Origin of the sequence: Phytohabitans houttuyneae, assembly GCF_011764425.1 — a bacterium.
Taxonomy (GTDB): domain Bacteria; phylum Actinomycetota; class Actinomycetes; order Mycobacteriales; family Micromonosporaceae; genus Phytohabitans; species Phytohabitans houttuyneae.
Map to the genome: position 1 here is coordinate 632,258 of NZ_BLPF01000002.1, position 25,035 is coordinate 657,292.

At 71.4% G+C, this 25,035-nt stretch carries 25 protein-coding genes; 14 read left to right on the top strand and 11 right to left on the bottom strand.

What is annotated here, in order from left to right; translation table 11 throughout:
* Positions 1-2 precede the first annotated feature (2 nt).
* From Phou_RS26225 to Phou_RS26235, 3 genes are read left to right on the top strand one after another with little or no spacing between them, the layout of a single operon-like run.
* Positions 3-1,769, top strand: coding sequence for an IlvD/Edd family dehydratase (locus tag Phou_RS26225; protein ID WP_173064528.1), 1,767 nt, complete (start codon positions 3-5; stop codon positions 1,767-1,769).
* Positions 1,756-2,769, top strand: a complete 1,014-nt coding sequence (locus Phou_RS26230; RefSeq protein ID WP_173060156.1) for a C-terminal binding protein — start codon at positions 1,756-1,758, stop codon at positions 2,767-2,769. Before Phou_RS26225 ends, Phou_RS26230 begins: the two co-directional genes overlap by 14 nt.
* The gene (locus Phou_RS26235) at positions 2,766-4,133 is read left to right on the top strand and encodes a glucose-6-phosphate dehydrogenase (protein WP_173060159.1); all 1,368 of its coding nucleotides are present in this window, start codon (positions 2,766-2,768) and stop codon (positions 4,131-4,133) included. Before Phou_RS26230 ends, Phou_RS26235 begins: the two co-directional genes overlap by 4 nt.
* Before the next feature lie 12 nt (positions 4,134-4,145).
* On the opposite strand, the gene Phou_RS26240 is transcribed toward Phou_RS26235, so the two are convergent.
* From Phou_RS26240 to Phou_RS26265, 6 genes are all read right to left on the bottom strand, one after another.
* Positions 4,146-4,766, bottom strand: a complete 621-nt coding sequence (locus Phou_RS26240) for an L-threonylcarbamoyladenylate synthase (RefSeq protein ID WP_173060163.1) — start codon at positions 4,764-4,766, stop codon at positions 4,146-4,148.
* A gap of 136 nt (positions 4,767-4,902) precedes the next feature.
* On the bottom strand, positions 4,903-8,022 hold the full coding sequence (gene ileS, locus Phou_RS26245; protein WP_173060166.1) for an isoleucine--tRNA ligase: 3,120 nt from the start codon (positions 8,020-8,022) through the stop codon (positions 4,903-4,905).
* Between the two features lie 663 nt (positions 8,023-8,685).
* Entirely contained in the window at positions 8,686-9,489 is an 804-nt protein-coding gene (locus Phou_RS26250) for a WD40 repeat domain-containing protein (protein ID WP_173060170.1), read from the bottom strand.
* Complete coding sequence (locus Phou_RS26255; RefSeq protein WP_173058954.1) at positions 9,480-9,956, bottom strand: hypothetical protein; 477 nt, start codon at positions 9,954-9,956, stop codon at positions 9,480-9,482. Before Phou_RS26255 ends, Phou_RS26250 begins: the two co-directional genes overlap by 10 nt.
* Before the next feature lie 130 nt (positions 9,957-10,086).
* A complete protein-coding gene (locus Phou_RS26260; RefSeq protein ID WP_173060173.1) occupies positions 10,087-10,626 on the bottom strand; it encodes a hypothetical protein in 540 nt (179 codons plus the stop codon).
* A gap of 43 nt (positions 10,627-10,669) precedes the next feature.
* A complete protein-coding gene (locus Phou_RS26265) occupies positions 10,670-10,978 on the bottom strand; it encodes a hypothetical protein (protein WP_173060176.1) in 309 nt (102 codons plus the stop codon).
* A gap of 142 nt (positions 10,979-11,120) precedes the next feature.
* On the opposite strand from Phou_RS26265, the gene Phou_RS26270 reads away from it, so the two are divergent.
* Positions 11,121-11,864, top strand: a complete 744-nt coding sequence (locus Phou_RS26270) for a hypothetical protein (RefSeq protein WP_173060179.1) — start codon at positions 11,121-11,123, stop codon at positions 11,862-11,864.
* Between the two features lie 750 nt (positions 11,865-12,614).
* Here Phou_RS26270 and Phou_RS26275 read toward each other — a convergent pair.
* The 3 genes from Phou_RS26275 to Phou_RS26285 form a co-directional block, all read right to left on the bottom strand.
* Positions 12,615-13,286: a hypothetical protein gene (locus Phou_RS26275; RefSeq protein ID WP_173060182.1), complete on the bottom strand. Its 672-nt coding sequence runs from the start codon at positions 13,284-13,286 to the stop codon at positions 12,615-12,617.
* 64 nt (positions 13,287-13,350) lie between these two features.
* Complete coding sequence (locus Phou_RS26280; RefSeq protein ID WP_173060185.1) at positions 13,351-13,815, bottom strand: hypothetical protein; 465 nt, start codon at positions 13,813-13,815, stop codon at positions 13,351-13,353.
* Positions 13,779-15,071, bottom strand: a complete 1,293-nt coding sequence (locus Phou_RS26285; protein ID WP_173060188.1) for a patatin-like phospholipase domain-containing protein — start codon at positions 15,069-15,071, stop codon at positions 13,779-13,781. Before Phou_RS26285 ends, Phou_RS26280 begins: the two co-directional genes overlap by 37 nt.
* Before the next feature lie 477 nt (positions 15,072-15,548).
* Here Phou_RS26285 and Phou_RS26290 point away from each other — a divergent pair, with 477 nt between their 5' ends.
* From Phou_RS26290 to Phou_RS26300, 3 genes are all read left to right on the top strand, one after another.
* Complete coding sequence (locus Phou_RS26290) at positions 15,549-16,247, top strand: hypothetical protein (RefSeq protein ID WP_173060191.1); 699 nt, start codon at positions 15,549-15,551, stop codon at positions 16,245-16,247.
* Complete coding sequence (locus tag Phou_RS26295; RefSeq protein WP_173060194.1) at positions 16,244-16,606, top strand: transcriptional regulator; 363 nt, start codon at positions 16,244-16,246, stop codon at positions 16,604-16,606. Before Phou_RS26290 ends, Phou_RS26295 begins: the two co-directional genes overlap by 4 nt.
* A gap of 98 nt (positions 16,607-16,704) precedes the next feature.
* Positions 16,705-16,881 (top strand): YegP family protein, encoded by a 177-nt coding sequence (locus tag Phou_RS26300; RefSeq protein WP_173060197.1) that lies wholly within the window; start codon positions 16,705-16,707, stop codon positions 16,879-16,881.
* On the opposite strand, the gene Phou_RS26305 is transcribed toward Phou_RS26300, so the two are convergent.
* The gene (locus tag Phou_RS26305) at positions 16,878-17,735 is read right to left on the bottom strand and encodes a helix-turn-helix transcriptional regulator (RefSeq protein WP_173060200.1); all 858 of its coding nucleotides are present in this window, start codon (positions 17,733-17,735) and stop codon (positions 16,878-16,880) included. The genes Phou_RS26300 and Phou_RS26305 overlap by 4 nt on opposite strands.
* Before the next feature lie 144 nt (positions 17,736-17,879).
* Between Phou_RS26305 and Phou_RS26310 the strand changes: the two genes are divergently transcribed.
* From Phou_RS26310 to Phou_RS26325, 4 genes are all read left to right on the top strand, one after another.
* A complete protein-coding gene (locus Phou_RS26310; RefSeq protein WP_173060203.1) occupies positions 17,880-18,833 on the top strand; it encodes an SDR family oxidoreductase in 954 nt (317 codons plus the stop codon).
* Between the two features lie 31 nt (positions 18,834-18,864).
* Positions 18,865-19,575: an alpha/beta fold hydrolase gene (locus tag Phou_RS26315; protein WP_173060206.1), complete on the top strand. Its 711-nt coding sequence runs from the start codon at positions 18,865-18,867 to the stop codon at positions 19,573-19,575.
* Positions 19,576-19,668: 93 nt separating this feature from the next.
* Positions 19,669-20,202, top strand: a complete 534-nt coding sequence (locus Phou_RS26320) for an RNA polymerase sigma factor (RefSeq protein ID WP_173064531.1) — start codon at positions 19,669-19,671, stop codon at positions 20,200-20,202.
* Positions 20,195-21,424: a hypothetical protein gene (locus Phou_RS26325; RefSeq protein WP_173060209.1), complete on the top strand. Its 1,230-nt coding sequence runs from the start codon at positions 20,195-20,197 to the stop codon at positions 21,422-21,424. Before Phou_RS26320 ends, Phou_RS26325 begins: the two co-directional genes overlap by 8 nt.
* A gap of 6 nt (positions 21,425-21,430) precedes the next feature.
* On the opposite strand, the gene Phou_RS26330 is transcribed toward Phou_RS26325, so the two are convergent.
* Positions 21,431-22,369, bottom strand: a complete 939-nt coding sequence (locus Phou_RS26330; protein WP_173060212.1) for an NADP-dependent oxidoreductase — start codon at positions 22,367-22,369, stop codon at positions 21,431-21,433.
* A gap of 99 nt (positions 22,370-22,468) precedes the next feature.
* Here Phou_RS26330 and Phou_RS26335 point away from each other — a divergent pair, with 99 nt between their 5' ends.
* Genes Phou_RS26335 through aroA form a run of 3 tightly spaced genes read left to right on the top strand, consistent with a single transcriptional unit; the run spans position 22,469 to position 25,028 of the window.
* Positions 22,469-23,380 (top strand): AraC family transcriptional regulator, encoded by a 912-nt coding sequence (locus Phou_RS26335; RefSeq protein ID WP_173060215.1) that lies wholly within the window; start codon positions 22,469-22,471, stop codon positions 23,378-23,380.
* Positions 23,381-23,412: 32 nt separating this feature from the next.
* On the top strand, positions 23,413-23,748 hold the full coding sequence (locus Phou_RS26340; protein WP_173060218.1) for an antibiotic biosynthesis monooxygenase family protein: 336 nt from the start codon (positions 23,413-23,415) through the stop codon (positions 23,746-23,748).
* A gap of 14 nt (positions 23,749-23,762) precedes the next feature.
* Positions 23,763-25,028: a 3-phosphoshikimate 1-carboxyvinyltransferase gene (gene aroA / locus Phou_RS26345; protein WP_218579204.1), complete on the top strand. Its 1,266-nt coding sequence runs from the start codon at positions 23,763-23,765 to the stop codon at positions 25,026-25,028.
* Positions 25,029-25,035: the final 7 nt, after the last annotated feature.

The following is a 25,035-nucleotide window of genomic DNA, read 5'->3' on the forward strand; positions in this document are numbered from 1 at the left end:
CTGTGGACGGACCTCGACCGCTGCGCAGCCAGCAGTGGTGGGACAACCCTGCCCACCCGGACATGACCGCGCTGTACCTGGAGCGGTACCTCAACTTCGGCCTGACCGGTGCCGAGCTGCAGTCCGGACGGCCCATCATCGGGATCGCGCAGACCGGCAGCGACCTGGTGCCGTGCAACCGCCACCATCTGGCGCTGGCCGACCGCGTCCGGGCCGGGGTCCGCGACGCCGGCGGCATACCGCTCGAGTTTCCGGTGCATCCGTTGCAGGAGACCGGAAAGCGCCCGACCGCGGCGCTGGACCGCAACCTCGCCTACCTGGGCCTGGTCGAGATCCTCTACGGCTACCCGCTCGACGGGGTGGTGCTCACCACCGGCTGCGACAAGACGACCCCCGCGTGCCTGATGGCGGCCGCGACCGTCAACCTGCCCGCGATTGTGCTGTCCGGCGGACCGATGCTCAACGGCTACGTGGACGGCCGCCGCGCCGGCTCCGGACTGATCATCTGGCAGTCCCGGCGGCTGCTCGCCGCCGGGAAGATCGACTACGCCGAGTTCATGGACCGGGTGTCGCGTTCGGCCACCAGCACGGGGCACTGCAACACCATGGGCACCGCACTGTCGATGAACAGCATCGCCGAGGCCCTGGGAATGACCCTGCCCGGGTGCGCCGCGATTCCCGCCCCGTACCGCGAACGGGCCCAGATCGCCTACGACACCGGGTACCGCGCGGTCGGCCTGGTACGGGAAAACCTCACGCCGAAGGCGATCATGACGCGGGAGGCTTTCGAGAACGCGATCGTGGTCGCGTCGGCGATCGCCGGCTCCACCAACTGCCCCATCCACGTCAACGCGATCGCCCGCCACGTCGGTGTGGACCTGCGCAACAGCGACTGGGAGAGCGTCGGCGGCAGCGTGCCGATCCTGGCCAACTGCGCCCCCGCCGGCGACTACCTGGGCGAGGACTTCTACCACGCCGGTGGCGTGCCGGCCGTGCTGCACGCCCTGCTGAGCGCCGGGCGGCTGCACGCCGACGCGATGACCGTCACCGGCCGCACCATCGGCGAGAACATCGCCGGCGCGGCAAGCACCAACCCCGACGTCATCGCCGACTACGACAAGCCGTTCGGCCCGCGCGGCGGGGTGCTCGTCCTGCACGGCAACGTCTTCTCCTCGGGAATGATGAAGATGTCGGTCATCACCGAGGAGCTGCACGCCCGCTACCTGACCAGCCCCGCGCTGACCTGGCGGGCGGTCGTGTTCGACAGCCCCGAGGACTACCACCGGCGGATCGACGACCCCACGCTCGACATCGACGAGGACTGCATCCTCGTCGTGCGCAACAGCGGCAACATCGCCTACCCGGGCTCGGCCGAGGTGGTCAACATGCAGCCGCCCACCGAGCTGATCATGCGCGGGATCGAGGCCATCCCCACTCTGGGTGACGGCCGGCAGAGCGGCACCGCCGACGCCCCGTCCATCCTCAACATCAGCCCCGAGGCAGCGGTCGGCGGCAACATCGCGATCCTGCGCACCGGCGACCGGATCACCCTCGACATCCCCAACCACCGCCTCGACGTGGATCTCACCGACGAGGAGATCGCCGAACGGTGGCGCGAGTACGAGCCGCCCCCGCTCGACCACCAGACCCCGTGGCAGGAGCTCTTTCGCAGGTACACCGGCCAGATGGACACCGGCAGCTGCCTCGACTTCGCCACGGCCTACCAGGACATCGTCGTCACGAAGGGGATGCCCCGTGACTCGCACTAGCCGTGGCGTCATCATGATCGCCGACTCCGACTTCGGTGATGTGGACATCGAACGCGGGATCGTCGAAGGTGCCGGGTTTACGCTCGAGGCCCACCAGTGCACGTCCGAGGAGGAGATCATCGCCCGCGGCCGCGACGCCGCCGGCATCCTCACCCAGTACGCGCACATCGGCGCCGCGGCAATGGACGGCATGCCCCGGCTGCGGGTCATCTCGCGATACGGCACCGGCGTCGACACGGTCGACGTCGAACAGGCGACCCGCCGCGGCATCCAGGTCACCAACGCACCGAACGACTGGTGCGCCGACGAGGTCGCCGACCACGCGATCGCGCTCTGGCTCGCCGCCGCCCGGAAGATCAGCAGGTACGACGCGGCGACCCGGCAGGGCGAGTGGCGGTGGCAGACCGGTGCGCCGATCTGGCGGCTGCGGGGCAGGGTCTTCGGCCTGCTGGGCTACGGCGCCATCGCCCGGCTCATCGCCGCCCGGGCGCAGGCGTTCGGCGTACAGGTCTGGGCGCACGACCCGTTCGTCGAAGCCGATCAGCTGCGGATCGACAAGGTGCGCCCGGTCAGCCTGGACGAGCTGATCCGCGAGAGCGACTACCTCACCATCCAGGCGCCGCTGACCACGGACACCCGGCACCTGTTCGACGACGCCACGCTGGCGCGGATGAAGCCCACCGCGATCCTCGTCAACACCGCCCGCGGACCCATCATCGAGGACGCCGCCCTCGACCGGGCTCTGTGCGCCGGCACGATCGCCGCGGCCGCGCTCGACGACCTGGAGGAAGAGCCCGCCAAGCAGGCCGAGTGGGCGCCGGGCAACAGCCTCCTGCGCCACCCCAACGTGGTGGTGACGCCGCACGCCGCGTACTACTCCGAGGAGTCGATCCAGACCATCCGCACCATCGCGGCCGGTGAGGCCGTGCGCGTCCTCAGCGGCGAGCCGCCCCGGTCGCCGGTCAACCACCCGAGCGCGAGGGCAGGTGTCACGCGATGATCCAGCGGCTGGCCATCCTTGGCGCCACCGGCGACCTCACCGCCCGGTTCCTGCTGCCGGGTCTGGCGGCGCTGCGCGCTGCCGGCGAAATCGGCGAACGCTTCCGGCTCGACGCGGTCGGCCGGGAGGACTTGTCGGACGACGCGTTCCGGCAGTGGGCGGCCGGCCAACTCGACCGGCACGCGGGGCAGCTTCCCGCCGCCGCGAAACAGGCGATCGTGAGCGCGTCCCGCTACCACCGGGCGGACGTCACCGACCCGGCCAGCATGGCCACCGTCCTGCCCGGGGACGAGCCCGTCGCCGCCTACCTGGCGCTCCCGCCGTCCGTCTTCCCCGCGGCCGTGACCGCCGTCTACAACGCGGGCAGCACCGATGGAAGCGTCGTGGTGCTGGAGAAGCCGTTCAGCGAGGACCTGGCCGGCGCGATCGAGCTCAACCGGCTCCTCGCCGGCCTCTACGGCGAGCAGGACGTGTTTCGGGTCGACCACTTCCTCGCCATGTCCACCGTCCAGAACGTGCTCGGCATCCGCCTGGCCAACCGGGTGCTCGAACCGATCTGGAACAGCGCCCACATCGCCAAGGTGGACATCGTCTGGGACGAGTCCCTGGCGTTGGAGGGCCGTGCCAGCTACTACGACGGGGTCGGCGCGCTCAAGGACATGCTGCAGAACCACCTGCTGCAGCTGCTGTGCCTGACCGCCATGGAGCCGCCGATCAGCCTCGGCGACCGCGACCTGCGCGACCGCAAGGTCGACGTACTGCGGTCCATCCGCCCGCTGAGCCTTGAGGACGCGATCCAGCGGACCCGCCGCGCCCGGTACACCAGCGGGCAGATCGGCGACCGTGCCATCCCCGCCTACGTCGACGAAGCCGATGTGGACCCCGCCCATCGCACCGAGACGTTCGCCGAGCTGCACCTGGAGCTGGACAGCTGGCGGTGGGCCGGCACGCGTTTCCGGCTGCGCACCGGCAAGGCGCTGCGCACCGACCGCAAGCAGATCGCGGTGCACTTCCGGCCCGTTCCCCATCTTCCCTTTGAACACGACGGGCAGGTACAACCCAACGTGCTCCGCTTCCACCTCGAACCCGAGAGCGTGACGCTGGAGCTGACCGGCACAGGCCTGCGGGCGGGCACGCTCGCGCCGCTCAACCTCGCGGCCGACCTGGAGCCGGCTGCCCTGCCGCCGTACGGGCGGCTGCTGCTCGACGTGCTCCACCGCAACACCGCGCTGTCCATCCGCGCCGACGAGGCCGAGCAGTCGTGGCAGGCCGTCACGCCCGTGCTCGATGCCTGGGCCAAGGACCTCGTGCCCCTGGACGAGTACCCGGCCGGCTCGGACGGGCCGGCTGACCTGATGGGTTGACCCCGAGAGTCGCTACTCGAAGCGTGACGGGTCGCCGGCGCCGGCGCGCAGGATCTGCGGCTCGTCCTGGGAAAGGTCGACCACCGTGGTGGGTTCGGTGCCGCAGTCGCCGGAGTCGATCACCGCGTCGATCTGGTGGTCGAGCAGTTGCTTGATCTGCTGGCCGTTCGTCATCGGCTCGTCCTGGTCGGGCAGCAGCAGGGTGCTGGACAGCAGCGGTTCGTCGAGCTCGGCCAGCAGCGCCTGCGCGACCCGGTGGTCCGGGATGCGCACACCGACCGTGCGTTTGCGCGGGTGCATCAGCCGGCGCGGCACCTCTTTGGTGGCCGGCAGTATGAACGTGTAGGGGCCGGGCGTTGCCGCCTTGATCAGCCGGTACACCGAATTATTGATCTTGACTAGCTGGCCGAGCTGGGCGAAGTCCCGGCAGACCAGCGTGAAGTGGTGGTTGGCGTCGAGCTTGCGGATCTCGCGGAGGCGATCCAGGCTGCCGCTGTTGCCCATCTGGCAGCCGAGCGCGAAGCACGAGTCCGTCGGATAAGCGATCAGTCCGCCGGCGCGCACCACGTCGGCGACCCGCCGGATCGAGCGCGGCTGCGGGTTGTCCGGATGTACCTCAAGATACATTGCCACCGACAGAGCGTAGTTTTCGCCGGCCTCAACCCGGTAGGCCGGCCCGGAAACCGCAGCCACTGTGAGGTCGGACCAACCGGCGCTCTGGTAGGGCCAGGCGACGCGTCGGGACGCAGCCAATTGACAGACGTCAATGCTAAAGCGCCTTTCGGAGCCAGAAGGTGAGGTCCAGTCCGGCGTCCTGGTGTGCCGGTGCCGGCCAGTCCGGCGCCCCGGGCGCGAAGCTCGTCGCCAGCACCTCCTCGGCCACGAGATCGCGGTGCTCGGCGAGCGCGGCCGCGAGGTCGCCGGTGGCCTGGTACCGCAGCTCGATCCGGTCGGTGACCTCCAGCCCGCTGGACTTGCGCGCCTCCTGCACGAGCCGGATCGCGTCCCGCGCCAGCCCGGACCGGCGCAGCTCTGGCGTGAGGTGCAGGTCGAGGGCCAGGCTGGCGCCGGCGTCCGAGGCGACGGCCCAACCCTCGCGCGGTGTCTCGGTGACGACGACCTCGTCGGGGCCGAGGGCGATCGGCTCGCCGTCGACGGTCACGCTGGCGGTGCCGGCGGCCAGGTCGCGCTTGAGCGCGGCGGCGTCCGCGGCGGCGATCGCCTTGGCCACCGCCTGCACGCGCTTGCCGAACCGCTTGCCGAGCGTCCGGAAGTTCGCCTTCGCGGTGGTGTCCACAAGAGACTCTTCGGAGGCGCTGACGGGCAGCACCGCGGCGACGTTGAGCTCTGCCGCGATCTCCGCGACGAGCTCCGGGTCGAGCGTGGCGAAGCCCTTGGCCGACGCGAGCGAGCGGGCCAGCGGCTGCCGGGTCTTGACGCCGGACTCGGCCCGGGCGGTGCGGCCGAGCTCGACCAGGCGGCGGGTCAGCGCCATCTGCTCGCCAAGGTCCGGGTCGATCAGCGACCCGTCGGCCTCGGGGTAGGCGGCGAGGTGCACCGACGCGGCCGCCGCGGGATCGACGGCGACGACCAGGTCCTGCCAGACGCGCTCGGTGACGAACGGGACGATCGGCGCGAGCAGCAGTGTCACCGTGCGCAGGGCGTCGTGCAGGGTGGCCAGGGCGGCCGGGTCGCCGCGCCAGAAGCGGCGGCGGCTGCGGCGCACGTACCAATTGGAAAGGTCGTCGACGAACGCGGCCAGCAGGTTGCCGGCCTCCTGGGTGTCGAACGCGGTCATCGCCGCGTCCACCCGGCGGACCAGGAGGTTGACCTCGGACAGCACCCACCGGTCCAGCGCCGGCCGGTCGGCCGGGGCCGGGTCCGCGGCCGACGGTGTCCAGCCGGCCGTGCGCCCGTAGAGGGCCTGGAAGGCGACCGTGTTCCAGTAGGTCAGCAGCGTCTTGCGGACGACCTCCTGCAGCGTCGCGTGCCCCACCCGGCGGGCCGCCCAGGGGGACCCGGCCGCCGCCATGTACCACCGCACGGCGTCGGCGCCGTGCCGCTCCAGCAGCGGGATCGGCTCCAGGATGTTGCCCAGGTGCTTGGACATCTTGCGGCCGTCCTCGGCCAGGATGTGGCCGAGAACCACCACGTTCTCGTACGCGGAGCGGTCGAACACGAGCGTGCCGATGGCCATCAGCGTGTAGAACCAGCCGCGGGTCTGGTCGATCGCCTCGCAGATGAACTGCGCGGGGTAGCCGCGCTCGAACTGCTGCTCCTTGTCGCGGTGGGGGTAGCCGAACTGGGCGAACGGCATGGCGCCGGAGTCGTACCAGGCGTCGATGACCTCGGGCACCCGGGCGGCCGTCGCCCCGCAGCGGCAGGTCACCGTGACGCCGTCGACGAACGGGCGGTGCGGATCGAGGCCGGACAGGTCCCGGCCGGCCAGCTCACCCAGCTCGGCGAGCGAGCCGACACAGGTGAGGTGACCGTCCGGGCAGCGCCAGATGGGCAGGGGAGTGCCCCAGTACCGCGAGCGCGACAGCGCCCAGTCGACGTTGTTGTTGAGCCAGTCGCCGTACCGGCCGTATTTGATCGTCTCGGGCTGCCAGTTGGTGCGCTCGTTCTCGCGCAGCAGCTGGTCCCGGATCTCGGTGGTACGCACGTACCAGGACGGCTGCGCGTAGTAGATCAGCGGCGTGTGGCAGCGCCAGCAGTGCGGGTAACTGTGCTCGTAGGTCTGCTCCCGGAACAGCAGCCCGCGCTCGCGCAGGTCGGCGACGAGCGGCGCGTCCGCGTCCTTGAAGAACTTTCCGCCCACGAGCGGGACGTCCGGTGCGAACGTGCCGTCGGGGCGGACGGGGTTGACCATCGGCAGCCCGTACGCGCGGCAGCTGGCCAGGTCGTCCGCGCCGAACGCGGGCGCCTGGTGGACCAGGCCCGTCCCACTGTCGACGGTGACGTAGCCGGCCAGGATCACGATGTGCGCCTCCGGGATGTCGACCAGGTCGAACGGCCGCCGGTACCGCCAGTGCTCCAGCTGCTTGCCGGAGAAGCTCTGGCCGGTGGGCGTCCAGCCCTCGCCCAGCGCCTGTTCGACAAGCGCCTCGGCCACCACGAGCCGCTCGGTGCCGTCGGTGGCCACGACGTAGGTGACCTCGGGGTGCACCGCCACGGCCGTGTTCGAGACGAGCGTCCACGGGGTGGTCGTCCACACCAGCAGCGAAGCCTCGCCGGCCAGCGGGCCGGACAACAGCGGGAGGCGCACGTAGACGGACGGGTCGCGGTCGATCTCGTAGCCCTGCGCCAGCTCGTGGTCGGACAGCGCGGTCTGGTCGCGCGGGCACCACGGCGCCACCCGGAAGTCCTCGACCAGCAGCCCCTTGTCGAAGATCTGCTTCAGCGACCACCACACGGACTCGATGTACTCGGGGTCCATCGTGCGGTACGCGTCGTCCATGTCGACCCAGTAGCCCATGCGCTCGGTCAGCTCGGCGAACGCGTCGGTGTGGCGGGTCACCGACTCGCGGCACCTGGCGTTGAACTCGGCGATCCCGTACGCCTCGATGTCCCGCTTGCCGGCGAAGCCGAGCTCCTTCTCCACGGCCAGCTCCACCGGCAGCCCGTGGCAGTCCCACCCGGCCTTGCGCGGGACGTGGAAACCCTTCATCGTCCGGTAGCGCGGGAACACGTCCTTGAAGACCCGCGCCTCGATGTGGTGGGTGCCGGGCATCCCGTTGGCGGTCGGCGGCCCCTCGTAGAAGACCCAGTGGGGCCGCCCCTCGGACTGCGCGAGGCTGCGGGCGAAGACGCTGTTGGCGCGCCAGAAGCGCAGCACCTCGTGGTCGAGGGCGGGCAGGTCGACCTGCGCCGGCACGGGTCGGTACATCGAATCGGCTCCTCCGTCAGGCGTGCTCACCAACGGAGGGACGAGGCCGCCAGGGCCCCGCGGTACCACCCTCCTTGACCGCGCAACCTCCGCGGCCCTCTCAAGGCCGTGCCACGAACCGGCTCCGGGGTGATCTTCCCGCCGCGCACGCTCCCGGGCTCACACCATCCCCGGGTCGCTGCCAGCTGCGTTCAGCGGTACTCGTCCCATCAACGCCTTTTCGCGACCCGAATCGTACCGCACAGCCCGTGGCCGGCCCCGCCATTAACCGCCGACCCCGGACGGCCTTCAGAAGACCCAACCCCGAAACCGATGCGAGCTACCGCGATGTCCGCGGTGGTCCGGACCGTTGCTCCCGCGGCCTCACCCTCCGCGGTCGCCCAGCTCACCCCGCTCCCGCAGATCGTGGAGACTCACGGTGTCCGCGCCGCAGTGACAGCCTTGCGGGTCCGCCCGCAGTTCGGCGCCGTCGTCGCGCTCCGTGACTGCCGATCAGGTGCAGGCGGTGTGAGCTTCGAATCTTGGTGAGTTAGCGCGATATCTCAACGCTAACTTGCCAAGATCTGCTGGAACGGGCTCAGGGGTTGGGCTGGGCGACCACGGAGGGTGAGGCGGCAACCGCGGGCAACCTGTAGTCCGGACCGCAGCGACAGGCCGGATCTTCTAGGGCAGCTCCCGGATTCGCAGCGTCACCATGTTGGGCTCGGACGACTGCTCGGTGACCGCGTAGACGCGGTCGCCATGCACGGCGAGCCCGCCGTCGACGAGGGTGTGCGCCCACGTCTCCTGGTTGGGCAGGTGCCCGAACTCGAACGTGGCGATCGGCGTGGTCCCGCCGGGCTCGAAGACCCACACGTCCTCTTCGTACGCCGCGTTGGCACCGGCGACGACCAGGCCGTCGCCGCGGATGGCGACCGCGTTGGGGTACGGGACGGTCGGGTACCGGTGCACCTCGGCGAGGTCGGTGGTGTTCAGCACCGGGTGGTAGTACGGCGCGCCGGAGGGAACGATCACCTGGCTGCCGTCCGGGGTGACCGCCAGCTGCCGCACCGAGCCCCCGTCGGTACGCCGCCACGCCCGCTGGACCAGCTCGGTGGAGGTGGCCTCGAAGCGGTACAGGTTGGCCGGGTTGCTGCCGGTCTCGCCGGCGATGATGATGTTCGGCTGGCCCGGGACGGTGGTCAGCAGCGGTGCGGTGCCGATCCGCGAGTCCACCACTGTGGCGCTCAGGTCGTACAGGCGGGTCTCCGGGTCGATCCTGCCGATGTTGGCCGGGGCGTTGTCGCATCCCCAGGAGAACCAGAGCTGCCCGGCGGCGAAGGCCACGTCGCGCGGGCAGGTGTTGGACCCGTCGGTCTGTCCGGCGAAGAGCCCGCCGGTCTCGTAGGTCGTCAGGTCGACGATCGTGATCCACCACTGGTCACCGGCGGTGACGTAGAGCTTGGTACCGTCCGGGCTCAGCGCCATCCCGCGGCGCCCGGGATGCCACTCACCCGGCGCACGATGTTGCCGTCAAGGTCGGTGACGACGAGATCGTCGGTGCCCCGGCCGCCGGTGATGTAGATCTGGCCACGGGCTTCGTCCACGAGGATCTCACCGAAGCGGTTCGGGAAGTCGAACCCTGGCAGCGGGATCTGGACGTTGATGCCTGCGCCGGGCGCGGGCGTGGGCGCCGTCGGCGTGGGCGCCGCGGTGGGCGTCGGACTCGACGTCGGCGTGGGTGTCGGGCGCGGCTTCTTCCCCGGCTTCGGGGACGTCGCGCCGGCGGCGGGTGCTGCCTTGACGGACACCGACTCCTTGCCGCGGGCGACGCCATCGCCCGGCTGGCCGTCGCGCGCCAAGGCGACGCCTCCACCGAGTGCCAGCGCGACGGCGGTCCCGATGCCCGCGACCCGCGCCCAAAAAGGTATGCCCAGCTTTGCCATGCGGCGCACGACCACTCCTCCCCGTAAGCGAACAACTACATGTCCGGCGGCCGCGCGACGCGTGCCGCCGGGCACATCGGGAAAGAACGACGAACGCGCGGCGGGCGTTACATCCCCGGCAGTTCGGTCGCGAGGCCAGCTAGCGAGGTGGCCCGCGCCGTGGGCAGGTGATCGGGCCGGGAGCGCAGCCGATGTCGAGCGGGTCGGGCACGAGCTTGGTGGGGACGGCGAAGACCACGAGGTACCACTGCGGCACCATGCAGTTGGCCACGAACGGTAGCTCGGGAAACATCACGGGTGGTGCGATGCGCAGCGTGGCGTCCTCGTTCGAGCACCCGTCGAGTCCTTCGTAGACGAACACGCGCACGCCGGGCCGCTGGTACGGCAGGACGCCCGCGCTGACCGTCGCCTCACGGCCGGAGCGCAGGCGCATCCGGGCCAGCTGCTCCGGCGTCGTGACCTCGCCGATGAAACCTCGGTCGGTGTCCCACTCGATCCTCGCGAAGACGATCAGTGTCGGCCGAGTCGGCGCCGGACTGACCGGGGGAGCGGCGGTGGGGAGGGTGGCGCGGGCGACGACGAAGGGACCACGGGCGCGGGCAGGGGAGCGGGAGGAGCAGCCGGTGTGGTGCAGGCGGCCAACAGGCCGAGCGCCGCGTACGCGGCGAGCCGCTTCCACACGATGTCCACAGTGGCAGGTCGCGTTCGTACCCGCAACCGAGTCAGGGCGTCCGGTCGTGGCGGTCCGCGTCGGCGATCAATCGGTCTACCAGGTCGTCCGCGCTGACACCGCCGCTGCCCACGGCGGCGAGCAACGTGAGGGCGTCGGGAAGCCGAACGCGCGGGCACAGGTCATGAGCAGGCGGCCGGCGCTCGCGTACCGGGCGGCCTGGAACTCCTCCACGGTCAAGCGTGGGGCGGCGGGCAGCGATCTCCACCTCGGCGCCGGGCCGGGCGGCGCCGCCCGAAGCCGCCAGGTAGACCGTCCGGCCGCCGGCTTCCACGGGTACGAGCGTCTCAGCCTGGGTCATCGGGTCACCTATCGTCCGGCAGCGGCGAGCGGCACCGATTCTATGTGCCGCCGCCCACCGTGCTCCCCAGCCAACCTTGACGAGTCCTTAACGCCTGGCCGGCATGTTTGATCGCGAGGCATTAACCCCGCGAGGAGGATTGATGAGGAAAAAGACCTGGATACGGGCGGGTGTGTGCGTGGCGGCCACCGCGCTGCTGCTGGCCGCGACCACGGCACCGGCCGGCGCGGCCGGCATCGCCACCGGGCAGACCTTGGGCGTCGGCGACAGCCGGTGTACCGACTCCGTGCAGTCGGACAACGGGGCGCGGCTGACCGGGTTCTTCACCAACGGCACCGGTGAGTGGACGGTGCTGCGGTCGAGCACCATGGGTGGGCCGGAGACCGTCGTCTTCAGAGCTCCCGCGGGTGCGCGGAGCGGGGCGCAGACGCCCATCGACAAGACCATCTCGCCCACCGCGTCCGGCACCTTCGTGTACCGGGCGTGCGTGGTCGTCCACAAGATCATGAAGGTCAGCGTCTTCAGCGTGACCCACTACCAGGCCCTGCTCACCTCGACGAGCTCCACCGCAGTGAGCGACCTCGGCCCGGAGACGGCGAACCTGTCGCTGAACGCCCAGGCCTGCGGCGACCGTACCCCGGTGTCTCCCGGCGACACGATCCGGCTGGTCGGCACCGGCACCGGCCGGACCGGCTGGATCATCTCCGTCACCGGCTCCACAAACAACTACGAGGGAAACTGGGCGGTGCTCTACACCGCGACCGACGGCGGCATCGACCAGACCTTCGTCCTGGACCCGGAGATCACCGAGGTGACCGCCTGTGCGGGCGGCGCTGTCGCCACGGGTAGGGACGCGGTGTCGTTCGAGCTGTCCATCGTCGACTGACAGCGTTCCACAGCGGTGGTGGGTGTCCACTCTGGACGCCCACCGCCTGCTGCTCGCTCACCGGGCGACATCCGCCGAAGCGGGGATGATCGGGCACGCCACGGAGGATCGTCGATTCTGGGACGTGCCATGCGGGGTGCATTCGGGTTTGGCGAGGGGTGGCGCATGCGGCCCGCCTGGGCGGTGGCCTGCGGCGCCGCCGGTGCGTCGGTCCTTGTGGCAACGCCGGCCTCGGCGGCCACGTGGACGCCGATACAGCAGGTCAGCGCCGCCGGCTGGTCGGGGCAGGACTCGCCGACCGTCGCGTTCGACAGGCAGGGCGACGCCCTGCTGGTGTGGGCGGGCTGCGACGAGACCAAGCCGTACTGCTATTTCCAGGCGCAGGCGCGGATCGCCCCGGCCGGCGGCGGTCCGCTCGGGCCGATCCTGACTCTGTCACCGGTGGGCAGCTCGTCGAGCTGGCCACCGGTGACGACGGCGACGCGGCCGTGGCGTGGCAGCAGGACGGCGTGGTGGTGGGGCGCCGCATCTCGTCGGTCGGCACCGTGGGCGCCCTCCAGACGACCGGACCGGCGGCGCCATCGTCGCGTGGTCGGACGCCGGCTACGAGCGGGTGACGGCCCGCGGCTGACGCCCGCCGCCGTGTCCGAGCCCCTGGCCGTCGACGGCCCCGCCGCCGACGTCCGCTACGGGCGCGTGTCGGTGACCGTGACACTGGACGACGACGGCGAAGGGCTGGGCCCGTTTCGGTCACTGACTCTCGGCCAGCCCCGTCGTTTCCGGGACCGACGGCTGCTGGGGCCTCGGACGCCTGCGGATCAGCAGCGTGAACACGCCGGCGGCCACCCCCGTCGCGATCAGCAGCGCGAGGACGGTCGCGTCGGAGGTCGGATGCCGGGACAGCTGGACGATGCCGAACCCGGCCAGGACGGCTACGCCCACGACGCTGACGAAGGCGAACTTCACCTGCGCGCACAACCGGGCCACGCGGATCCGTCCTCGGGGCACGGCGTGTACGCCGTCGTGCTCGCTCAGGGTGCGCAGCAGGACGACGTTTTCGACGACGTCCAGCACGCCGGCCGCCACGGCGAGGATGGCCGCGCCCCACGCGATCACCAAGAGGACGGAATAGCCAGCGGCGTCGGCGCGGTCGGCCACGTGCAGCGCGGCGGCGGCGAGCAGCGTCACGTACACCGCGATGAACGGAAAGTCCCAGTGGATGGACTGCCGTGCCGCCCGCCGGCCGGTCGTGCCCCACGCCCGCATGTAGCGGTCGGCCTCGCGTGGGCTCTCGGCGAGCTCGAACGGCACGATGCCCGGACCGCCGGTGCCCCGCATGATCCGCTCCGCGCGGTGCATCATCGCCAGCGGCCAGCTTCCGACCACCAGCGCGGCCGCCATCACCACGGTCAGGGCGGTCATGGCTACACGTCCGGCGAGATACGCATGCAGGCGGGCGGCCTGAGCGGCTGGTCGGGTCGGAACTTCAGCTCGACGGTCGCGTCATCCCCGTCGGTCGGCGGGAGGGTTCCCAGCCACTGGTCCGCGTCCCGGAGGAGTGCAGCGGTGGCCGGCCCGGCGGCGGCGTACCACTCGGGGAGCCGTCCACCCGCCGGCGGCTGTTGCGCGTAGCAAGCGATCCGGTCCGCCAGTCCCGCGTTCCACGCGTCCTGGACTGTCCGGGCCGGCCGGCTCTGTCTCCCTGCGGCGGCGACAGGCCGTCCTGGAGCATGCCCATGAAAACCTCGTACCGCCGCGCCTGATGCTTTTCCCAGACGAAGTCGTCACGCAGCTCTTCGCCGGCGCGAGCGCCCTTCTCGTCGATGAACGCGATCACGTCGGCCGGCATCGTGATGTTCAGCCCGCCCTCTTTCGACGACAGCTCGATGTGCGCGATCCGGTCGTGGAAGCCGGTCAGCTCGGACTGGAGCGTGTCGCGCCAGTTTTGCATCGTGGCCACGATCTGCCCCAGGAAGCCGGCCAACGAACGGATCGGCACGGTGGTCGGCGGGGCGGTCCGTCCATATAGGTCTGGACGTAGTCGGCCGCCTCTTTGCTGGGGTTGTTTCGGTCGATCTGGACGAGGTTCAGGCCGAACGTCGGCCGGGTCGGCACCCAGGCGTCGAAGAGGTGGATCGGGAAGTTGCTGCTGATGCCGCCGTCGGAGAACCAGTGCCGGCGGGCCGTACCGTCGGGGTCTTCGGCCCACAGCGGCACGGCCGCCAGCAGCACGGGAAACGACAGGCTCATCCGGGTGGCCACGATGACCGGCAGGTCCAGTCCCGGCAACGGCAGCAACGTGCGCTCGCCCTCCGGCGTGGGAAAGGTTTGTGCCCGCTCCTGACCGCACGCCACGAGGTGGGCGATCACCGGCTCGGGAAAGAGCGCCCGGAACTCGTCGACGTCCAGGTAGTAGGTCTGGTCGTCGCAGGGCAGGCGCACCGGCCGGCTCCAGGTCAGGTTGGTCGTTGTCATCGTCAGCCTGATGCCCTTGTCCCGCAACGCGCGGAAGGTCAACGGCTCGCCGGCGTCGAGCCCCGCGATGCCCTGGATCTTCTGGTGCAGCCACTCGGTGAGGGCGGGCGGTGGTGGGTCGCCCGCCTGCTCCGACAGGCCCAGGCACATGCCGTAGTTGCTGGTCGGCAGGTAGGTCGTGACGGCTCGCCCCAACCGCAAGGCGATCTGGCCGACCAGCGCCAGAACGAAGAGGAACAGCAACACGAACCCAAGCAACACGTACGCACGCCAGGTGAACGACGACCAGGTGGCGCCCGCCCGCCCGAGCAGCAGGGCCAGCACGGCGAACCCGGCGCTGAGCCACACCGCCGCCGGCAGCGCGAGCCTGCCGAGCACCCGGTGAGCGAACACTCTCACCTTCCGCCACCAGGGTTTGGCAGTCTGGGCCGCAAGCATCAGGTTGAGCAGCGGGCGAGACTCCTTCGTCGCCTGAAACAGCCGTGGCATCAGATCCGGCGTCTGCAGCTCGCGCCGCACGTCGTCGAGGCGCTCAAACCCTTTGTCATTACGGGCGAACTGGGCCGCTGCCGTAACCGCCGCCGCGATCGCTCCCGCGGAGGAACCACCGATCGAGGCGAAGTCGTAGCGCTGGCTCAGGCGCATCACCGCGGCGGGATAGGCCACACCGCTGGTGATTCCGCCCTTCATGATGAGATCGCACTTTTCCCGCTCGCGCTTCGCGTCAGCCATCCTGGCCCCCTTACTTCGGGGACAGCGCCCACTTAGCCTACGCCGCAAGCGGATGCGCTGTTGCGGGACTCGGCAATCCCGTGCGCCGCAACGCGCGTAGGGTGAGGTCTGGCAAGCGAGGCGCCTGCATCTGGCCGCAGACCCGCGACATGCTGGCTCGCGCCGGTGCGGGATCGGACAGCCGGATCGGTCACTGTGGACTCCGCGCTCCTGCCGCAGCCAGCCGTTTCCGCCGACGCTGAGCGCGCACCTGCGCGGCCCCGACCGGTGACACAGCGGCGGTGGCCGCGCCCGTGGCCGAGTTCCAGGTGTGGCCCGGCAGGCACCCCGGTCGGCCTCGCTCTGGAGAAACGCCGGTCTCCACCGACCCCGTGGCGGCACTGCTGGTCCAGCACGGCCGCGCGCCCGGTTAACGACAGCGGAGGCGCCGCAAAATTGGTACTAGCGCAAATAGGTTTGTGATGGAAACCTATTGGCATGACCGCTGACTCGATCCCCGCCGGTGCCGATCCGCGCCGGCTGCTGGCCGATGCCCGCGACCTCGCCCGCCGCGTGCGCCTTGACCAGCGGGTGACGTGGCTGCCGCTGCTGGCACTGGCCCTGGTGACGTTCGGGGCGATCCTCGTGTACCGGTTCACCGAGCCGGTCCTCACCGACTGCCGGGCGCTGGCCGACGGCCAGGTGTGCAAGGCCCGCTACCAGGCCGCGCTGCTCTACTGGTGGACGGCGCTGGCGGCGGCCTACGTGGTGATTGCCGCCGGCTACCTGCGGGTCGCCCGTGCACGGGGCCTGGGCAGCCGCGTGCTGCCGTACGTGCTCGCCGGCGTCGCCCTCATCGCGCTGTCCGCCGCCGTCTCGGTGACGTGGAGCATCCTCGACCACCCGTACTTCCCGGACGCCCCGCCCACCTCCGTCCAGTTCCTGCTCCGGCTGCTCGACCCGACCGGCGTGATCGGGCTGGCGCTGCTCGTGCTGGCCTGGCTGGAGCGGCGGGCCGCGCTGCTGCTGTTCGCCTCCGTATACCTGGTGGTGGTGCTGGTGCCGGTCAACTTCGGGTGGGGCGTGGGCTGGGGTCCACTGTGGGCGTTCGCGCCGCAGCTGGTCATCAACGGCGGCCTGCTGCTGCTCGGCAGCGCCGGCTTCGCGCTGGCACAGCGGCTGCGGCGGCCCCGGTGAGCGGCCCCGCCGAAGCACCGGCCCCGGACGAGACCGAGACCCCGCATCCGGTCACCGGCCTCGACGACGTGGTGCACCAGCGGGTCCGGCTCGGCATCCTCACGATCACGCACGAGGCGCGCCGGGTGGAGTTTGGCTACCTGCGCACCCAGCTGCAGCTCACCGCCGGCAACCTCTCCCAGCACCTCGGCGTGCTGGAGACCGCCGGCCTTGTCGAGGTCGAAAAGGGCTACGCCGGCCGGCGCGGCCGCACCTGGATCACCCTCACCGCCGCCGGCAGCGCGGCGCTCGCCGACGAGATCGGGCGGCTGAAGCTGCTCATCGCGCGCGTCGAGACCACCGAGACCCCGGAGGACTGACGGACCAGGGACGCTCGCTGAGTCGGGCGCGCGGCAGGTTTCGCCACGAGCGTCTGGGAAACAGTGACGCAGAGCGATGCCAAACCCGAGGAGGGGCGATGAAGTTTGAGGTCAAGAAGACCACGAGCGGGCAGTTCCGGTTCAACCTGGTCGCGTCCAACGGCCAGGTCGTCGCCACCAGCGAGACCTACACCCGCAAGCAGTCCGCGATGGACACCATCGAGTCCATCAAGTCCAAGGCCGGCGGCGCCACCGTCGACGACCAGACCGACTAGGGTTTAAGGCTCGCCCCGGCTAGTTGCTGTGACCCGATCACGGAGAGAAGCTGAAGCTTCTCGTGGCTTTCGCTGCCGGGTACGGCTGTGTAGACCAGCAGAGAATGCGACTGGTCGGGGTCGAGAAGTATCTGGCAGTTGAGCTCGAGAGCGCCGACCTCGGGGTGTACGTAGCGCTTGCGGTCGTTGTAGCTGACGCCGATTTCGTGCTCGTCCCATACGGCGCGAAACTCTTCGCTGCGGGCGGTCAGCAGCCGCAGCAGGTGAGCGGCCGGCGAGTCGGGTCCGCGGAGGGTGACCAGCCTGCGTAGCCCCGAGGCGAAGACGCGGGAGTGCAGCTCGTGGTCGTCGGGGTGGTACAGCGCGCGGGTGTCCGGATCGGTGAACCAGCGGTAGCCGATGCTGCGGGAAGGCCCGGTGTAACGCGTGAGGTCGCCGGTGAGCGCGACGCCGAGCGCGGTCTGCCGCAGGGTCTCGCCCAGCTCGGTGACGATCTCGGCCGGCGTGTCGGTGAGCCGGTCGAAGATGCGCAACAGGCCGGGACTGATGTGCTCGCTCGTCGCGCCCCGCGTGGGCGGGCGGTGACCGGCGAGGCGAAACAGGTGGTCGCGCTCGTCGAGGGACAGGTGCAGGCCCTGCGCGATCGAGGCGATCATCTGCTCGGACGGGTGAGGGCCGCGCTCCCGCTCCAGCCGGCTGTAGTAGTCGGCGGAGATGTGGCAGAGGGCGGCGACCTCTTCGCGGCGCAGGCCGGCGGTCCTGCGCCGCCGCCCGCGCGGCAGACCGACGTCCTCCGGCTGCAGTGACTCCCGGCGGTGCCGCAGGAAGTCGGCAAGCCCGGCTCGGTCGATCACGGCTGCCTCCTTCCTGGGGTACCGGCGTCCCTTTCGTTCTACCACCGGCGCCGGGGCGCAGCCTCGGATTGTGAGGCCGTGGATAACCCTCGTGATGCGGCGCAGCCTTGAGTCGCAACCGACTCAGACAAGCGAGGACGAGGCATGGCACGCACACGACCGGACATCACCGTTCCCGACCTTTCCGGAAAGCTTGCCGTCGTCACCGGCGCCAGCGATGGCGTGGGACTTGTCCTGGCGGCCCGCCTGGCCGCCTCGGGTGCCGAGGTCGTCATGCCCGTACGCAACCGCCGCAAGGGAGAAGCGGCGGTCGCGAAGATCAAGCAGCGGTACCCGAAGGCCACGCTGTCCCTGCGGGACCTCGACCTGTCGTCGCTGCGGTCCGTCGCCGCGTTGGGCGCCACCCTAATCGGCGAGGACCGCCCGATCCACATCCTGATCAACAACGCCGGCGTGATGACGCCACCGGAGCGGCAGACCACCGAAGACGGGTTCGAGCTGCAGTTCGGCAGCAACCACCTGGGGCACTTCGCCCTGGTCTCCCACCTGCTGCCGCTGCTGCGCGCGGGAGGCGCCCGGGTGACCTCCCAGCTCAGCGTCGCCGCGAACGGGAACGCCATCAACTGGGACGACCTCAACTGGGAACGGTCCTACAACGGCCGGCGCGCGTACAGCCAATCCAAGATCGCGTTCGGCCTGTTCGGTCTGGAACTGGACCGGCGCAGCCGGGCCGCCGGCTGGGGCATCACCAGCAACATCGCCCACCCCGGTGTCGCGCCCACCAGCCTTCTGGCCGCGCGCCCCGAGGTGGGCCGGGCGCGGGACACCGCCGGCGTGCGCCTGATCCGCGTGCTGTCCCGCCGCGGCATCCTCGGCACGGTCGAGAGCGCGGCACTGCCGGCCCTGTACGCCGCGACCTCCCCGGACGCACGCGGCGGTCGCTTCTACGGTCCCAGCGGTTTCCAGCACCTGTCCGGCGGGCCGGCCGAACAGCCCATCTACTCCCGGCTCCGCGGCGAGGACGACGCCCGGCGGATCTGGCAGGTCTCCGAGGACCTCACCCGCATAGCGCGCTCTGCTCGTGGCGGAATTGCTTGAGCCCGAGGCGGCGGTTGGTCAGGCTCGCAGTGTGCCTGCGCTGATGGACGTCACGGTCGGGGAGCTCAGGCTCTCGTTGCGGGTGTGGCGGCCCGACGACCAGGGCGCGGCGACCGCGGCGCCAACGGCGCCAGCGGTACTGCTGCCGGCCACCGGAAAGACCGCGCGCGACTGGGACACGATCGCCTCGGGCCTGTGCGCGAAGCGGACGGTGTACGCCGTCGACCTGCGGGGTCACGGCGCCAGCGACTGGCCCGGCACGTACAGCCTGGGCCTTCTCGCGCAGGACGTCGCCGGCATCCTGGACAGGTTGGACGCCGGCGCGGTGGACCTGGTCGGGCACTCCCTCGGCGGTCTGGTGGCCTGCGCGGTGGCCGCCGACCGGCCGCGGCACGTCCGCAGGCTCGTGCTGGAAGACATCGGCTTCCCGCACCCTCGACCGCCGGGACACCCCGCCCGTCCCGCGGGAGACCTGCCGTTCGACTGGCGCGTGGTGGAGCAGGTCCGGCCCGAGATCGACGATCCGGACCCGGGGTGGGCCGGCATCGTCGCCCGGATCACGGCGCCCACACTGCTCATCGCGGGCGGAGCGGCGAGCCCGGTCCCGCAGCGGCACGTCGCCGAGCTCGCCGATCGCCTCGCCGACGCCCGACTGGTCACGGTCGACGCCGGCCACCTGGTCCACGAGACCGTTCCGGACGCGTACCTCGAGACGCTGTCAGCGTTCCTGGAAAGCGATTGAGGCCGAAGACGGCTGCAACCTTCTCCACCTCCCGGTGGTTCTACGTGCGGCACCCGCCAGAGCGGGCCGCCGGCCGGGGAGGGACTGTTGACGATCGTGAAGGGGCCAGCGACCGCGAAGCCGCAGGTGACGCCGGGTGCGGCGGACGGGTTCGCGGAGCTGTACGCGGCGCACGTGCACAGCCTTACCGTGCAGCTGTTCGCCTACACCGGCGACCTCGCGGTCGCTGAAGACCTGGTGCACGAGGCGTTCTGCCGGGCGTTGAGCCGGTGGAGCAGGGTCCGCGTGCACGACAACCCGGTGGCCTGGGTTCGCCTGGTCGCGTGGAACCTGGCCCGCAACCGCTGGCGCCGGCTTCGGGTCGCGGCGGACTTCCTGCGGCGGCAGCGGGTCCAGGCGGTGGAGGGGCCCGGCCCGGACCGGGTGGCGCTGGCGGCCGCGTTGGCGCAGCTGCCACCGCGGCAGCGGCGGGCGGTCATCCTCTACTACCTGGCGGACCTGCCCATCGCGGAGATCGCACAGCAGGAGAACGTCGCGCCAGGCACCGTCAAGTCGTGGCTGCACCGGGGCCGGACCGCACTGGCAAGCCATCTGCGAGAAACCGGAAAGGAGACGGGTGATGACTGACCCTCTCGACGACGAAGCTCTGGTGCGGTCGGCGTTCACCGATCTCCGGGTCCTGGTGCCCGGCCCGCCACCGGGCCGCCTCGTGGCGGTCGAGGCCACCGTCCGGCGGCGACGGCGGCGGCGGGCCACCGGGCTTGTCGCCGCCAGCCTGCTGGCCACCGCGCTCGCCGTGACGCCGGCGGTGCTCGCGCGCGGCGAGCCGGTCGGCACGCCCGAGGCCACGCCGGTCGAGTCGCGTACGCCGTCCGAGCCGGAGGTGCTGGGTAGCTGCCCGTCGAGCGCCGCGCGGCAGGGTGTCGACGTCTCCGTGACCGCCACGGACATCGCGATGGGCCCGGTCTTCGACGGCGCGGCGGGCAAGCGGCGGCGGGGCGACATGGTCGTCGAGGTCTGCAGCGCCGGCCGCGCGGCGGCACCCGCGGGCACCTTGACCCTGCGCTGGCTCGCCACTGTCACACCGGACGTCCCGCTGGGCAGCGGCTCGTGGCGGGACTGCCGGGCCGGCGAGCCGGAGAGCGCCGGCGGCGTGACGTACACCGTCGTGCACTGCGACCATCCCGCCCTTCCCCCGAGGACGGCCTGGGAGCGGATGTTCCTGTTCGACATGCCCGGCGAGGACGACCCGGGTTTCGAGCGCCCGATCGAGCAGTACGCGGAGGCGCCCGCGGGCGGTGACGTGGACACCGGCAACAACCGCGCGCTGTTCAAGAACCGGCCGGCCGAGGCGGTCGGCACGGTCACGCAGCCGGCCAGGCCTTCGTGCACGGCGAAGACCGCGCGCAACGGCGTCGACCTGTCCGTGGTCGCCACCCCGCTCACCCTGGGCCCGGCGCCCGCCGAAGGGCAGGCGCGGCGCGGCGACATCGCCATCACGGTCTGCAACAACGGCAGGGCGGCGGCACCGGCCGGCACCCTGACGCTGCGGTGGCTGGCCGCGATCCCGCCGGACGTCCAGATGGGCAGCGGTTCGTGGGAGAACTGCCGGTACGGCGAGCCCGAGCGGGAAGCGGCCGGCGGCGGCGAGGTGACCTACAGCGTCGTCCACTGCAGCTACGCCGCCCTTGAGGCCGGGACATCCCGGGAACACATGTTCCTGTTCGAGATACCGGGCGGCGCCGACCCGGACCTCGGACACCCGGTCTCGCAGTACGCCCACGTCTCCGAGACCGGCGACACCAACGCCAAGGACAACCGGGTGGCCTTCACGATCGCCACGGTCTGACGGTGCTCACGGCACGAGCACGAGCTTGCCGCGTACCCGACCGGTCTGGCTCAGCCGGTGGCCCTCGGCGACCTCGCGCAGCGGCAATGTCTGTTCAATGTGGACCCTGACGAGGCCGCGGTCGGTGAGCTTGCCGAGTTCCTCGAGGTCGGCGGCGGAAGGAGCGACCTTGACGGTCTCGAAGCGGACACCCCGCCGTGCGGCGTCGTCCTCGGTCACGCCGGGGTGGTCCCAGATCGCGCTGACCAGCAGGCCGCCGGGCGCCAGCGTGTCGAGGGACCTGGCGCCGTAGGCGTCACCGATGTTGTCCAGCACCACGTCGACGTCCCGCACGGCGTCGGTGAAGTCTTCGAGGGTGTGGTCGACAAGCTCGTCGGCGCCGAGGTCGCGCAGGAAGGGGTGGTTCGCGGTGCGGGCGGTGCCGATCACGTACGCGCCGCGGGCCTTGGCGATCTGGACGGCGACGTGGCCGACCCCGCCGGCCGCCGCGTGCACGAGGATCCGCTGGCCGGCGCCCACTTCGGCGATGCCGACCAGGGCCTGCCACGCGGTCAGCCCGACCGCGGACACGGCGGCCGCCTCGGCGTGCGACAGCGCGCGGGGCTTGGCGGCGAGGTCGGCGGCCGGTGCCCGCACATAGTCGGCGTACGGGCCGACGAATGGCGCCGGCATCCCGAAGACCTCGTCGCCCGGTCGAAAGCGGGTGACCCGGTCGCCGGCGGCCACGACGACGCCGGCGAGGTCGAAGCCGGGTGTGAAGGGCAGGGTCACCGGCAGCGCGGCCACGCCGGACCGGATCTTCCAGTCCGCCGGGTTGACGCTGGCCGCCCGCACCTCGACGAGCACGTCGGCCGGGCCGGCGACGGGCCGGGCGACCTGCGCGACCTCCAGCACCTCCGGGCCGCCGAAGTCGTGGAACCGGATCGCGTTCATGGTGGTTGACATCGTTCGACCGTATGGCGCCTTCGTGAGACGTTCCAGCACAGTACGTCCGGGTTTTATTGCTGTGCGTCTCAGCGCCGAGATGTTCGTTACCATCACCTGGTGGACCTGCTCGGCGACGCCCTGGCCGCGATGCGGGTGGCGCGACCCGGCTCGACGCTCACCCGGCTGCGCCCGCCGTGGGGGCTGCGGTTCGACAAGATCCCCGGCGCCGGCTTCCACGTGGTGCTGCAGGGTTCGTGCTGGCTGCTGCCGCCGCTCGGACCTGCCGTCCCGCTGGGCACCGGTGACGTCGTCTTCCTGCGCAGCGGGCGCCGCCACGGGCTTGCCGACGACCCGGGCACCGCGCTCGGCCCGTTTCCACCCGCCGACCCGCTGGACGCGGGCGGTGGCCAGGACATCCGGACCGTGCTGCTCTGCGGGGCCTATCACCTGGATCTCGCCCGCCCGCATCCCTTGCTCGCCCAGCTGCCCGAGGTCATCCACCTGCCCAGCCGGCTCGGCCGGCACCCGTCACTGCGCGCCGCTGTCGACCTGCTCGGCCGCGAGCTCGACACGCCCGGCTTCGGCTCCGGCTCCGGCGTGCCCATGCTGGTCGACCTGTTGCTGCTCTACATCCTGCGGGCCTGGTTTGACGACCAGGCCGCCGGCGCCAACCCGACCGGATGGGTGCTGGCGCTGCGCGACCAGCCGATCCGGAGCGCCCTGCAGGAGATCCACAGTGGACCGTCGCGGCCCTGGACCGTGGCGGAGCTGGCGAGGCGGGCGGGCATGTCCCGGGCCACCTTCGCGCGCCGGTTCACCGACACCGTCGGCCAGCCGCCGCTGTCCTATCTGACCTGGTGGCGCATGACGACCGCGGCACGGCGGCTGCGTGAGTCCGACGCACCGCTCAGCGCGATCGCCAAAGACGCCGGGTACACGTCGCAGTTCGCTTTCGCCCGGGCCTTCAAGCGCGAGTTCGGCGACGCGCCCGGCCACTACCGGCGTCTCGCCGCCGGTCCGGCGTCGTGACCGGTCCGCTCGCGGCTTGAGAGAATGGCCGCATGACCATCGTCAAGATCAATGCCATCACCGTGCCGGCCGACAGCGGCGACGAGCTGGCACGCCGGTTCGCCGCGCGGGCCGGGGCCGTCGACGACCAGGACGGGTTCGAAGGCTTCGAGCTGCTCCGGCCGACAGACGAGCGGACGACCTGGCTCGTCGTCACCCGCTGGCGCGACGAGGAGGCGTTCCAGGCGTGGGTCAGCTCACCGGCGTTCGCCCACGGGCACCGCTCGGCCGCCGAGCGCGGTGGCGACGCCCCGCCGCCACCGATCGGGGTGCACAGCGAGGTCTGGTCCTACGCGCCGGCCGGGGGATCGGGCCAGGCGCGGCCGTAAGCGACAATGTCCGCGTGACCCGATCGCGTGCCGTAAACCCGCTGACCTGCCAGCTCGACGCGGTGGTGCGCCCGCCGGGTTCCAAGAGCATCACCAACCGGGCACTACTGTGCGCCGCGCTCGCCCCGGGCCGGTCCACGCTGACGGGGGCGCTGTTCGCGGACGACACCCGGGCCATGACCGACGCGGTGGTCGCCCTGGGAGCGGCGGTCACGGCCGACCCCGACGCCCGCACCCTGGTGGTACGCGGCGGCGGCTCGCCGGCGCCGGACGCCGTGATCTTCGCGCGGCAGTCCGGCACGACCTCCCGTTTCGTCCTTCCCGCTGCGGCGCTGTTCGGCACGCGCACGGTCGTCGACGGAGCGCCGCAGCTGCGCGCCCGCCCGTTCGGCCCGGTCCTTGACGCGCTGCGGCAGCTCGGCGCCACCGTCGAGGAGCTCGCCGAGCCGGGCTTCCTGCCCGCCGCGGTCAGCGGCCCGATGCGTGGCGGGCCGGTGCGGGTCAGCGGCCACGTCTCCAGCCAGTTCCTGTCCGGCCTGCTGATGGCCGGACCGCTCATGCGTGACGGCCTCGAGGTCTCGGTGACCTCGGAGCTGGTGTCCGTGCCGTACGTGGAGATGACCAAGTCGGTGATGGCCGCGTTCGGTGTGAGCGTCGACGGGCTTTCGGTGCGGCCGGGAGGCTACCGGGCCCGCCACTACGACATCGAGCCCGATGCCAGCACCGCGTCGTACTTTCTGGGCGCGGCCGCCATCGCCGGCGGGCGGGTGACGGTCGACGGGCTCGGCACCGGCAGCCTGCAAGGGGACGTGCGGTTCGCCGACGTGCTGGAGCGGATGGGCGCCTCGGTGTCGCGGACCGCGGACTCGCTGACGGTCAGCTCGTCGGGCGCACTACGCGGTGTCGACGTCGACATGGCCGACATCTCGGACACGGCGCAGACGCTCGCGGCCGTCGCCGTCTTCGCCGACTCGCCGACCCGGGTGCGCGGCATCGGCTTCATCCGCGGCAAGGAGACCAACCGGGTGGCCGCGGTGGTGACCGAGCTGCGGCGGGCCGGCATCGACGCCACCGAAGACGAGGACGGCTTCACGATCACGCCGGGCCTCCCGCGGCCGACCGCCTTCCAGACGTACGAGGACCACCGGATGGCGATGAGCCTGTCGCTGATCGGGTTGCGGGTGCCGGGCACCGAGATCCTCGACCCGGGCTGCGTGGCCAAGACCTACCCGGACTTCTTCACCGATCTGGAATCGCTCGCCGCGCACGACAGGAGGTGAGGTCGCC

Coding starts and splice junctions, on each gene's coding strand:
- Phou_RS26340 (WP_173060218.1), top strand. CDS start 23,413: ATGACCATCGTCAAGATCAATGCCATCACCGTGCCGGCCGACAGCGGC.
- Phou_RS26270 (WP_173060179.1), top strand. CDS start 11,121: ATGAGGAAAAAGACCTGGATACGGGCGGGTGTGTGCGTGGCGGCCACC.
- Phou_RS26310 (WP_173060203.1), top strand. CDS start 17,880: ATGGCACGCACACGACCGGACATCACCGTTCCCGACCTTTCCGGAAAG.
- Phou_RS26275 (WP_173060182.1), bottom strand. CDS start 13,286: ATGACCGCCCTGACCGTGGTGATGGCGGCCGCGCTGGTGGTCGGAAGC.
- Phou_RS26285 (WP_173060188.1), bottom strand. CDS start 15,071: ATGGCTGACGCGAAGCGCGAGCGGGAAAAGTGCGATCTCATCATGAAG.
- Phou_RS26290 (WP_173060191.1), top strand. CDS start 15,549: ATGACCGCTGACTCGATCCCCGCCGGTGCCGATCCGCGCCGGCTGCTG.
- Phou_RS26250 (WP_173060170.1), bottom strand. CDS start 9,489: ATGGCGCTGAGCCCGGACGGTACCAAGCTCTACGTCACCGCCGGTGAC.
- Phou_RS26235 (WP_173060159.1), top strand. CDS start 2,766: ATGATCCAGCGGCTGGCCATCCTTGGCGCCACCGGCGACCTCACCGCC.
- Phou_RS26325 (WP_173060209.1), top strand. CDS start 20,195: ATGACTGACCCTCTCGACGACGAAGCTCTGGTGCGGTCGGCGTTCACC.
- ileS (WP_173060166.1), bottom strand. CDS start 8,022: ATGTACCGACCCGTGCCGGCGCAGGTCGACCTGCCCGCCCTCGACCAC.
- Phou_RS26300 (WP_173060197.1), top strand. CDS start 16,705: ATGAAGTTTGAGGTCAAGAAGACCACGAGCGGGCAGTTCCGGTTCAAC.
- Phou_RS26265 (WP_173060176.1), bottom strand. CDS start 10,978: ATGACCCAGGCTGAGACGCTCGTACCCGTGGAAGCCGGCGGCCGGACG.
- Phou_RS26280 (WP_173060185.1), bottom strand. CDS start 13,815: ATGCAAAACTGGCGCGACACGCTCCAGTCCGAGCTGACCGGCTTCCAC.
- Phou_RS26330 (WP_173060212.1), bottom strand. CDS start 22,369: ATGTCAACCACCATGAACGCGATCCGGTTCCACGACTTCGGCGGCCCG.